This is a genomic window from Stenotrophomonas sp. 05L414_2 (assembly GCF_056397905.1).
Genome location: NZ_JBFTOJ010000145.1, coordinates 1 through 10,625 on the forward strand (window position 1 = coordinate 1; position 10,625 = coordinate 10,625).

The window sequence follows — 10,625 nt, forward strand, 5'->3', positions numbered from 1 at the left end:
CATCTACCAGAGCAGCGCCCACCAAGGTGGGCATCTACCAGAGCAGCGCCCACCAAGGTGGGCATCTACCAGAGCGCCATGTCTCGGTAGTTGCCAACCTAGGTTGGCAGTCGTTTGTATCAGTGTCCTCAAAGGTGGGCATACCGCTTACGGAGTGCCTGACATCCCCAGCTGCAGGTCCACCACCTTCCAGCGCAGGCCCTGCGGTTCCAGCACTACCTTCAACGGTGGCTGGCCGGGGCCGCGATCGACGTCGACCACGAAGCGGTCCAGGGCTTCGAAGTGGTGTTCGGCGTTCTTCAGCGGTCGCGCCGGCTCGGTTGCACCCAAAGCCTCGCCGCCCTGCAGTTCGTTGCGGCCGCGCTTCCACAGGACGTGGCCCTGCAACATCGCGCCGATGCCGGTGGGCGTGACCATCGTGTCCACCGCGGCGCCACCCAACTGATCACCCAGCCCGTACAGCAGGGCACCGAAGGGACTGGCAGCCACCTCGGGGCCGGCCTGGCGCACCAGGTAGTCATTGAGCTGGGCGCGCAGGCTGGTACGCACGCGTGGGAAATCCACGTAGCGCTCCAGACGGGCGGTGTCCCGTTGTTCGATGGCCTTGGACAGGCCATGCACGGTCAGGTAGGGGCCGCCGAACCACCAGGCGGCCACCACAGCGATCAGCAGAACGAGGATGCCAATGAGCTTCTTCATGGTGCACAGCCTGCCGCAAGTACGGTTGCCGGTGGTGAACGGCGGGTGATCCCAGCGATGCCACCGGCGCCGGTCAGAACTCCAGATCCAGTGCAGCGCACAGGTAGTCCACGAACGGGCCGAGCGCCGCCAGATCCTTGCCGAGCGTGGACAGCAGGCGCGGGCCGGTCATCGTGGCATCGTCCAGCGAACGCCACATCACCCAGTTGCGGTGCTTGAGGTCATCGATGAACTCGAAGTCGGCCGGGAAGCCGCGCGGTGGGCGCACCAGCTTCTCGGTTTCCTCGAAGTCGAAACGCCTGCGCAGCGCCGGTGCGTGCGCAGCCGCCTTCCAGCTGCCCGGGTTGTCGAGGATGAAGTGGCGGACGCGGCGCTGGGTTTCCGGTTCGGGATGCCACAGCCCGGCACCGACGAAGCTCTCGCCCGGCTGCAGGTGCACGTAGAACGAGGGTGCGGCCACTTCACGGCGGCGCTCATGGAACAGGCGCGCACCCTGCCAGGTCTTGTACGGCGATTTATCGTTGGAGAACCGCGCGTCGCGGTGGATGCGGAACAACGAGCCGCCCACACCACGCGTGTCTGCGCGGAAGTGTCCGCTGACCTCGGCCAGGGCCGGCTGCAGGTCGCCCAGCAGGCGCAGGAACGGCTGCCGCACGTGGTCTTCGTACTGCTGGCGATGGTCGTTGAACCAGGTCTTGTCGTTGTGCAGCGCCAGGCTGCGCAGGAACTTGAAACTGGCATCGGAGAAATAGGTGCTCACAGGTCCTCCTGCAGGTGCTGGCCCCAGTCACGCAGCGATTGCAGCAGCGCGGCGCGCCGGGCATCGTCGGGCGCCTCGGCTGCCAGCGCGTCGAGCTGCTGCTGGAACTGGGCCAGGTTGAGTTCGCCCATGCCTTCCTCGCCGAAAAGGCGCTGGCGGCGATAGGCTTTCCAGCGCTCGCGTTCTTCCGGCGCGAGGCTGTCGGGATGATTGCGGGCGCGATAGCGGAACAGCAGTTCCGGCAGGCGCGGATCGCGGAAGCGGCCTTCCAGTGCGGCCAGCTGCTCGGCGGGCGTGGTCCGTGCCAGTGCCAGCAGCGGCTTGTCGCCGGCGCCGAGGAAGCCGTCGTACAGCGATGCATCCACATCGGAAACGCTCGCCGCGCGCGGCTGGTTGTAGACCTGGCGCGCCTTCTCGGCCAACTGCGGCGCGAACGCGCGCAGGCGTTCGGCCTTGGCTTCGATCGCCGCCACGTCCAGCCCGAGTCGTGCGTGGTCATCAGCGCGCAGGTGGTTCCAGGCCACCAGCGCCGGCACCTTGTTCAGGTGCACTTCCTTCAACGGCACCCGGGCCACGCCTTCGGGCAGTTCGCTGGCGCGCAGGTACAGGCGCTGGGCGATCACTTCGGCGGGCAGTTCCAGCAGGTCATCGATGTCGCCGTCGAGATCGAACACGATCACCCGGTTGTTGATGGTCGGATGTACCGCCAGCGGCAACACCGGTGCCGCGCACAGGCGGCTGGCCGGGTAGCGCATCGAGATATGCAGCACCGGCTTCAATGCAGTGATGTCGAGCAGGCTGCCGACGAAACGCTTGTCGCGCAGCTTCAGCGCGTAGTCCCACAGGCGCGGCTGCGACTGCTTGAACAGGCGCGCCATGCCGATCGTCGCGCGCACGTCCGACAGCGCTTCGTGGGCATCGCCCTCGCGCACGCCGTTGGCCTCGGCCAGATGCTCCAGCTTGAACGAGGTGGCGCCGTCCTCGCGCTTGGGCCAGTGGATGCCGTCCGGGCGGATGGCGTGCATCAGACGCAGCATGTCCAGCAGGTCCCAGCGCGAGTTGCCGTTGCGCCACTCGCGTTCGTACGGGTCGTGGAAGTTGCGGAACAGGCCGTAGCGGATGAACTCGTCGTCGAAGCGCAGGGTGTTGTAGCCCAGTGCGCAGGTACCGGGACGCGAGAGCTGCTCGTTGATCCGATCGAACGCCTCGGCTTCGCTGATGCCTTCAGCCAGCGCCTGCTGCGGAGTGATGCCGGTGACCATCGTCGCCATCGGCGAGGGCAGCAGATCATCGGCCGGGCGAACGAAGAAGCTGACCGGCGTGTCGATCTCATTGAGGTCGCTGTCGGTACGGATTGCCGCGTACTGGGAGATACGGGTACGACGTGGATCCTGGCCGAAGGTYTCCAGGTCGTAGAACAGGAAGCTGTCKGCCATCAGTGCGCACCCTCCAGCACCGGCAGCTGCGCATGGATCTGCGCTTCCAGTGCGTTCCAGTCGATGTTGTCCAGGGTGTCGTGGCCTGCGGTGGCGGCGATCAGCATCGCGCGCTGGAGGTCGGTGCGGCGCAGTGCCTCGGCATAGGGCGTGTGCAGGAACGTCACCATCGTGTAGTGCGGGACGAAACGCGTGGGCCAGCGCCGCTGCAGTTCCTGTTCCAGCTCACGCTGCAGCAGGAAGGCCGGATCGGCCACCCTGTCACGCATCTCCAGATAGTTTTCCAGCGCCATTTGCTGGATCGCACGCGCGTTCGGCTTGCGCTCGGCCTCGAATGCGGCGAACGCACTCTGCAGGTCGTCCGCCTCCATCAGATGGCGGGCCAGCGCCACGCAGTCCTCGAACGCGCAGTTCATGCCCTGGCCGTGGAACGGCACCATCGCATGCGCGGCGTCACCGATCAGCACGGCACGTGCCTGCTGGTGCCAGCGTTGCAGGGTGAGGGTGCCGAGCAGGCCGGGCGGATGCTGCTCCCAGTCTGCACGCAGGTTGGGAATCAGCGGCAGGGTATCGGCGAACTCGCGCGCGAACAGCGCTTCGGCCTGGGCGCCGGTGGTGACCGTGGCGAAGCTAGGATCGCCATCGTTGGGCAGGAACAGGGTGACGGTGAAGGTGCCCTCGTGGTTGGGCAGGGCGATGCACATGTAGTGGCCACGCGGCCAGATATGCAGGGCATTGCRCTCGATGCGGAAGCCGCCATCGTCGCTCGGCGGAATCTCCAGTTCCTTGTAGGAATGGTCGAGGAAGGCAATGTCCTCGCCCAGCGGTTCGCGCCGGTTCATCGCCGCACGCAGCGCCGAGCCGGCGCCATCGGCACCTACCAGCGTATCGAAGCGGATATCGTGCGGGCTGTCGTCACGATCATCGATGAAGCGTGYGTAGCCGGCATCGAAATCGACGGTGTGCAGGCGGCGGTGGAAATGCACGGTGGCGCCGGCCTGCTCGGCCAGTTCCAGCAGCGTGGTATTCAGGTCGCTGCGATGGATCGACCAGATCACTTCGCTGTCGTCGCGACCATAACGCTGCAGCTGCGGCTCGCCCTCGCGCGGATGCACCATGCGCCCGCGCATCATCACCGCACGCGCCATCACTTCGTCTTCCACGCCGGCCTGGCGCAACGCGTTGCGCCCGCGCTCGGCCAGGGCCAGGTTGATCGAACGGCCGCTTTCGTAATCGGCGATGCGCGGATCGCCACGGCGTTCGTACAGGGTGATGCGCCATCCCTGCCGTGACAGCAGGATGGCCAGCAGGGATCCGGCCAGGCCGGCGCCGGCAATGCTCAGCGAGCGGGATGCATGTGCGATCAACGAACTGTCCAGCAGTAGGGGAGGGCGGCTTACAGGCCAGCCCAGGCTTCCACTTCCTCGACGAAGTGGTGCACGTCGAGATAGCGGTTGTAGAGCGGGGTGGGCGAGATGCGGATGACGTCCGGTTCGCGCCAGTCACCCAGCACGCCGATGGCGCGCAGGTGTTCGAACAGGGCGCGTCCGCGCTCGCGGCCGCCGATCACCCGCAGCGACAGCTGGCAGCCGCGGCGCTCCGGCTCGGCCGGGGTGACGATTTCCAGCACCTGCGGCAGGCGCGCGCGTACAAGTGCGTCGAGCATGCCGGTCAGTGCCAGCGACTTGCTGCGCAGCGATTCCATGCCAGCGCGTTCGAACAGGTCCAGCGATGCCCGCAGCGGTGCCAGGCCGAGGATCGGCGGGTTGCTCAGCTGCCAGCCCTCGGCACCGACCGCCGGCGTGAACTGCGGTGCCATCTGGAAGCGGGTGGCTTCGTCGTGGCCCCACCAGCCGGCAAAGCGCGGCAGCGTGGTGTCGCGATGATGGCGCTCGTGCACGAAGGCACCGGCCACTGCGCCGGGGCCGCTGTTGAGGTACTTGTAGTGGCACCACACGRCAAAATCCGGCGCGATGTCATGCAGGCGCAGCGGCAGGTTGCCGACCGAGTGCGCCAGGTCGAAGCCGATGCGTGCGCCCTGCAGGCGTGCGGCGCGGGTGATCGCATCGAGGTCGAAGGCCTGGCCGCTGCGGTATTGCACGCCGGGCCACAGCACCAGCGCCAGGCGCGGACCGTGCGCGGCGATCGCGCGTTCGATGGCGGCCATCGAGATCGTGCCGTTGGCTTCATCCGGCTGCACTTCCACCAGGCAGTCGGCCGGGTCGAAGCCATGGAAACGGATCTGTGCCTCCACTGCATGGCGGTCGGTCGGGAACGCACCGGCTTCCATCAGGATCACCGGGCGTTCGGCCGTTGGCCGGTAGAAGCTGACCATCATCAGGTGCAGGTTSACGCTSAGSGTGTTCATYGCCACSACTTCGCTGGGCAGCGCGCCGACCACGCGGGCCAGCTGTGCGCTGACCAGGCGGTGGTATGACAGCCATTGGGTCGGCCCGGTGAAGTGGCCTTCCACCGCCAGTTCGCCCCACTGCTTCATCACTTCCTGCACTGCAGCCTGTGCGCCGCGCGGCTGCAGGCCCAACGAGTTGCCGACGAAGTAGGTCTGCTCACCGCCACCGTGGCGCGGAATCAGGAATTCCTGCCGCAACGGCCGCAGCGGATCGGCGGCATCAAGGGCAATGGCGTGGGTGCGGCTGAGCAGGTCGGACATGGTCGGGCAACAGGCTGCAACGGGGTTGCCAGTGTAGCGCCTGGGGCATCACCCGGTAGCTGCGCACCCAGCGCCAGCGCCGCTTGATCCGGTAGTGGCCAACCTTGGTTGGCGCACGTGCGAACAAGCGCCCACCAAGGTGGGCATCTACCGGGGGCGGAGCGCCGTCAGGCCGCCACTGGCGCCGGCAACGGATCCACGTGGCCGCACGCGCTGCAGGTGCGCAGTTCCAGGCTGGCCTGGTAGTGCGCGAACACCTTCGGCAGGTCGGTCTCGATGTTCTGCAGCGTGAAGTACTCTTCGTACAGCTTGTGGTTGCAGCGCTCGCAATGCCAGATCACGCCATCGCGTTCATGCGGCAAGCGCTTGCGCTCGACCACCAGGCCGATGCCACCGGGCGGGCGCCGCGGTGAGTGCGGCACCTTGCCCGGCAGCAGGAAGATTTCGCCGGCACGGATCGGGATATCGCGCACCGCGCCATCCTCCTGCACCTTCAGCACCATCTCGCCTTCCAGCTGGTAGAACCACTCCGGGCCTTCGTCATAGTGGAAATCGGTGCGGCTGTTCGGCCCGCCGACCACCATCACGATGAAATCGCCGTTGTCGATCATCTTGTTGCCGACCGGCGGCTTCAACAGATGCCGGTTTTCCTCGATCCAGCCCAGCAGGTTGATGGGGGAGGCAAGCATGGGGGTGTCCGTAAGGGAGGGTCAGTCGCGCCGGCCGCGGCGCGGAACGTAGGACAGGGCCTTCTCGTAGGCCGGCTGCAGTTCTTCAGGTGCGCCCACGTCGATGCCCATTTCGCGCACGCGGCCGTCCTTCAGGCTGTACACCCAGCCGTGCACCATCAGCTTCTGGCCGCGGGCCCAGGCGTCCTGCACGATCGTCGAGCGGCAGGCGTTGACCACCTGCTCGATCACGTTCAGTTCGCACAGGCGGGCATGCTTCAGCTCCGGCTCCTCGATCGCATCCATGATCGCGGCGTGCTTCTGTGCCACGTCACCGACATGGCGCAGCCAGTTGTCGGCCAGGCCCACCCGCGTGTTGTTCAGGCTGGCGTGCACGCCGCCGCAGCCGTAATGGCCAACGATCAGGATGTGCTTCACCTTCAGCTGGTCCACGGCGTACTGGATCACGCTGAGGCAGTTCAGGTCGGTATGCACCACCACGTTGGCCACGTTGCGATGCACGAACACCTCACCCGGGGCCATGCCGATGATCTGGTTGGCCGGCACGCGCGAATCGGAACAGCCGATCCACAGGTATTCCGGATGCTGCTGCTTGGCCAGCTGATGGAAGAAGTCAGGATCTTCCTTCTCGATCCGGTCAGCCCATTCGCGGTTGTTCTGCAGCAGCTTGTGGATGTCTTTCATGTTCGGGGTCCCTGACGTCGGGTGGGGGCAAGGCGCGGCCGTTCTGGCCGCGTCGTCGCGGGAAACAGAGCGCTCAGCTGCCTGCGGCGGCTTCGTCGCGATACCGGCGCATCCACTGCGCCAGTTCGGTGGAATGGGGATTGTCCAGGCGTTCCAGTTCGGCCATCACCGCTTGCTGGTTGGCCTCGGGGTGGTTCTGGCTCAGCTTCAGCGTCAGCTGCACCTGTTCGACGGTAAAACGGAAGCCGACGATGCCGCGCAGCTGGCGGCGGTGGTCGTCACGCTCGGGTTCGAACCGCCAGTCCTGGCCGACGCTGGCTTCGAAGTGGTCGCCGGTATCGCTGACCAGCTGGGCCAGGGCATCGGTATCGTCGAAGGGCTGCAACTGGCCGCGCAACTCGGCGGCGGCGTAGTTCCAGGTGGGCACCCGTGCCATCGGTTCCTTGTCCGGATACCAGCTGGCCGATACATAGCCATGCGGCCCCTCCACCAGCACCTTGGCCGCACCGCTGTGGCGTGCCTGCGGGTTGGCACGGGCCCAGTGGCCGCGCAGCTCGATGTGGTCGCCGTCGCGCTGGTACAGCACCGGCAGCCGGGTCAGTTCCGGCAGGCCATCGCCACCGGCGGTAAGCACGGTGACGAACGGATCACGCGCCAGCAGGCGATCCAGCCACAGCAGGTCGGTCTCGGCGAAAGCGCGCGGGGTGAACATCGGTTGGCCTCAGGCGCGGCTGCCAAGCGACTGCACCATGCGCCCGCGCAGGCCTTCGTCGCTGCCTGCCTGCGGTGGCTGCACTTCATGCAGCGAGAAGCCGCGCACCAGCGCATCTTCTTCATCCAGGCCGTCGTACTCGACGAACTCGGCRTCGAACAGCTGCGAGCGYGCRGTGTCTTCGCTGTCRTAGCTCAGCGTRTTGCCRTCGCTGTCCAGCACTTCGGCRGTGCCGGCCKSGCGSAYGCGCAGGCGKGCCCAGATCAGGGTGTTGCCGAGGCTGGCCAGCCACCAGCTGTCGCGGACGTGGGAAAGGTCGTTCATGTGTGTCTTACCAGAGCGAGGCCAGCCAGAGCAGGGCAGCCATGCCCAGTCCGGCCAGCAGGGTCAGCAGCGATACCCAGGCGGGCGTCGCCAGCCCGGACAGCGAGCGGTCCGGCTGGGTGCGGTATTCGCGCCGCAGCAGCCAGCCCAGCGCATCGGGCTTGAGGAAGGCGCCACTGCCGAAGCGCTGCGCCAGCGCCGGATGGCGATCGCGCACATGCACCAGGGTCAGCGGCCAGAAAATCACGAAGGCACTGAACCCGGCCACTGCAACGCCGACGAAACACAGGGCGAAGAACAGGGTCATGGGGGCAGTACCTCCGTGGTCGTGCGTGTGGGCTTAGAAGTCCGCGCTGCCCGGGGCGCGCGGGTAGGGGATCGCATCGCGGATGTTGGACAGACCGCAGACGTACACCACCAGGCGCTCGAAGCCCAGGCCGAAGCCGGCGTGCGGTACCGAGCCGTAGCGGCGGAAATCGCGGTACCAGCTGTAGTGCTCGCGATCCAGGCCGAACTGCGCCATGCGTGCATCCAGCACGTCCAGGCGCTCTTCGCGCTGGCTGCCACCGATGATCTCGCCGATGCCCGGGGCCAGCACGTCCATCGCCGCGACGGTCTTGCCGTCATCGTTCAGGCGCATGTAGAAGGCCTTGATGTGCTCGGGGTAGTTGGTCACCACCACCGGGCGACCGACGTGTTCCTMGGTCAGCCAGCGCTCGTGCTCGGTCTGCAGGTCCAGGCCCCATTCGACCGGGAAGTCGAACTTCTTTCCGGACTTCTGCAGCAGGCTGACCGCATCGGTGTAATCGATGCGTTCGAACGGCGCGTTGATGAAGTCTTCCAGCTTGGTGATCGCGTTCTTGTCCACGCGCTCGGCGATGAAGGCCAGGTCGTCGCCGCGCTCGTTGAGCACCGCGCGGAACAGGTACTTCAGGAATTCCTCGGCCAGGCGTGCGTCTTCGGCCAGGTCGGCGAAGGCGATTTCCGGCTCGATCATCCAGAACTCCGCCAGGTGGCGGGTGGTGTGGCTGTTCTCGGCGCGGAAGGTCGGGCCGAAGGTGTACACCTTGCTCAGCGCCAGGCAGTAGGCCTCGACGTTCAGCTGGCCGGACACGGTCAGGAAGGTTTCCTTGCCGAAGAAGTCGCGGCTGAAGTCGATCCCGCCCTGGGCGTCACGCGGCAGGTTCACCATGTCCAGGGTGGACACGCGGAACATCTGGCCGGCGCCTTCGGCGTCGGAGGTGGTGATGATCGGGGTGCTGATCCAGTTGAAGCCGTTCTCGTGGAAGAAGCGGTGCACGGCCTGGGCCAGGCAGTTGCGGATGCGGGTGACCGCGCCGAACAGGTTGGTGCGCGGGCGCAGGTGCGCCACTTCACGCAGGAACTCCGGCGTCATCGGCTTGGGCTGGATCGGGTAGGTGAGCGGGTCTTCGACCCAGCCGACCACCTCGACCGCGCTGGCCTGGATCTCGAACGACTGGCCCTTGCCCTGCGACTTCACCAGTGTGCCGGTGGCCACCAGCGAGCAGCCGGTGGTCAGGCGCTTGATCTCGTCGAAGTTGGCCAGCCCGTCGCCGGCCACGACCTGGATCGGGGCGAAGCAGGAGCCGTCGGTCACATTCACGAAAGCCAGATTTGCTGAACCGCGCACCGTGCGCACCCAACCGCGTACCGTGACTTCGCCACCTTCCGGGATCTTCCCGGCAAGCGCATGTTCAACGCTGACCACCGTCATGACTTGAATCCTCTGCTGATCGACTCGATCTATGAACACGGGAGTTTACCGGTTGCAGCGTTCTGCTTGCGAGGCATTTCTGCGGTCATCGGCTCCCTATAATGTCCCGGTACCTCTGGAGTGATCCACCATGGCTGTCAGCCTGACCCCTATTGCCTTTGAGCGCGTGCAGCGCTTTGTCGCCCAGACCCCCGGCGCGCTGGGCCTGCGTTTTGGCGTGACCAAGACCGGCTGCTCGGGCTGGGGCCACATCACCGACCTGGCCCGCGAGGAGCGCGCGGACGACACCGTGTTCGACCAGGACGGGGTAAAGATCTATGTCGATGCCAAGAGCCTGGCCCTGGTGGACGGCACCGTGATCGACTTCGGCAAGCACGGCCTGAGCGAGACCTTCACGTTCAGCAACCCGAATGCCACCGCCGAGTGCGGCTGCGGCGAGAGCTTCACCACCGACGCCGACAAGGCCTGACGGCCGGTTCTGGCGTCCGCCGGACGTGGTCCGGCGCTATCGGAACCTGCTCTGGTAGATGCCGACCTTGGTCGGCAGGGAAGGGATCCACGGATGGAACGACCGCTTTTCATTTATCACCCCAACGCCTACGCCCTCTCCTTCGAAGAGGTCGACGGGATCTGTGACTGCTGCGGTCAGTCGCGGACGCTTCGTTACCGGGGGCCGTTCTACACACCTCTGCGTCCCGATTACCTGTGCCCCTGGTGTATCGCCGATGGCAGGGCAGCGGCCAGTTACGAGGGTGAATTCACCGGCTGGAGCGATATCGAGGGGGTGTCGCCGGACCCGGCCGATCCGCCACCGACCATTCCCCGCGGGCAGTTGCTGGAGATCTGCGAGCGCACCCCGGGCTACTCGTCCTGGCAGCAATCGGTCTGGCTGAGCCATTGTGAACGGCCCTGCGC

The 10,625-nt window shown here is 66.3% G+C and carries 13 protein-coding genes; 2 read left to right on the forward strand and 11 right to left on the reverse strand.

Annotation, left to right across the window (positions count from 1 at the left end):
- Positions 1 to 147: 147 nt before the first annotated feature.
- The 11 genes from AC1DJN_RS17145 to asnS all read right to left on the reverse strand — a co-directional run bounded on the left by AC1DJN_RS17145 (position 148) and on the right by asnS (position 9,710).
- The gene (locus AC1DJN_RS17145) at positions 148 to 699 is read right to left on the reverse strand and encodes a DUF2939 domain-containing protein (protein WP_282280546.1); all 552 of its coding nucleotides are present in this window, start codon (positions 697 to 699) and stop codon (positions 148 to 150) included.
- A 73-nt stretch (positions 700 to 772) separates the two neighbouring features.
- Positions 773 to 1,459 (reverse strand): DUF2461 domain-containing protein, encoded by a 687-nt coding sequence (locus tag AC1DJN_RS17150; RefSeq protein WP_025876858.1) that lies wholly within the window; start codon positions 1,457 to 1,459, stop codon positions 773 to 775.
- Positions 1,456 to 2,895, reverse strand: a complete 1,440-nt coding sequence (gene sbcB / locus AC1DJN_RS17155) for an exodeoxyribonuclease I (RefSeq protein ID WP_033831506.1) — start codon at positions 2,893 to 2,895, stop codon at positions 1,456 to 1,458. The genes AC1DJN_RS17150 and sbcB overlap by 4 nt, the downstream gene beginning before the upstream one ends.
- A complete protein-coding gene (locus AC1DJN_RS17160; RefSeq protein WP_478039561.1) occupies positions 2,895 to 4,262 on the reverse strand; it encodes an FAD-dependent oxidoreductase in 1,368 nt (455 codons plus the stop codon). The genes sbcB and AC1DJN_RS17160 overlap by 1 nt, the downstream gene beginning before the upstream one ends.
- A 29-nt stretch (positions 4,263 to 4,291) precedes the next feature.
- A complete protein-coding gene (gene kynU / locus AC1DJN_RS17165; protein ID WP_478039563.1) occupies positions 4,292 to 5,566 on the reverse strand; it encodes a kynureninase in 1,275 nt (424 codons plus the stop codon).
- Between the two features lie 167 nt (positions 5,567 to 5,733).
- Complete coding sequence (locus AC1DJN_RS17170; RefSeq protein WP_032976303.1) at positions 5,734 to 6,255, reverse strand: 3-hydroxyanthranilate 3,4-dioxygenase; 522 nt, start codon at positions 6,253 to 6,255, stop codon at positions 5,734 to 5,736.
- Between the two features lie 21 nt (positions 6,256 to 6,276).
- Complete coding sequence (can, locus tag AC1DJN_RS17175) at positions 6,277 to 6,939, reverse strand: carbonate dehydratase (protein ID WP_006376530.1); 663 nt, start codon at positions 6,937 to 6,939, stop codon at positions 6,277 to 6,279.
- Positions 6,940 to 7,012: 73 nt separating this feature from the next.
- Positions 7,013 to 7,651, reverse strand: a complete 639-nt coding sequence (locus AC1DJN_RS17180) for an FMN-binding negative transcriptional regulator (protein WP_032976302.1) — start codon at positions 7,649 to 7,651, stop codon at positions 7,013 to 7,015.
- Between the two features lie 9 nt (positions 7,652 to 7,660).
- Positions 7,661 to 7,975 carry a hypothetical protein gene (locus AC1DJN_RS17185; RefSeq protein ID WP_478039565.1) on the reverse strand — a complete coding sequence of 105 codons (315 nt, stop codon included), beginning with the start codon at positions 7,973 to 7,975 and terminating at the stop codon, positions 7,661 to 7,663.
- Positions 7,976 to 7,982: 7 nt separating this feature from the next.
- Positions 7,983 to 8,282 (reverse strand): hypothetical protein, encoded by a 300-nt coding sequence (locus AC1DJN_RS17190; RefSeq protein ID WP_006376524.1) that lies wholly within the window; start codon positions 8,280 to 8,282, stop codon positions 7,983 to 7,985.
- A 33-nt stretch (positions 8,283 to 8,315) separates the two neighbouring features.
- Positions 8,316 to 9,710, reverse strand: a complete 1,395-nt coding sequence (gene asnS / locus AC1DJN_RS17195; protein WP_478039567.1) for an asparagine--tRNA ligase — start codon at positions 9,708 to 9,710, stop codon at positions 8,316 to 8,318.
- Positions 9,711 to 9,840: 130 nt separating this feature from the next.
- On the opposite strand from asnS, the gene AC1DJN_RS17200 reads away from it, so the two are divergent.
- Together AC1DJN_RS17200 and AC1DJN_RS17205 are read left to right on the forward strand one after the other, a co-directional pair.
- Positions 9,841 to 10,179 carry a HesB/IscA family protein gene (locus AC1DJN_RS17200; RefSeq protein WP_025876879.1) on the forward strand — a complete coding sequence of 113 codons (339 nt, stop codon included), beginning with the start codon at positions 9,841 to 9,843 and terminating at the stop codon, positions 10,177 to 10,179.
- A gap of 93 nt (positions 10,180 to 10,272) precedes the next feature.
- On the forward strand, positions 10,273 to 10,625 hold a 353-nt coding region (locus tag AC1DJN_RS17205; RefSeq protein ID WP_478039569.1), incomplete at its 3' end, for a CbrC family protein.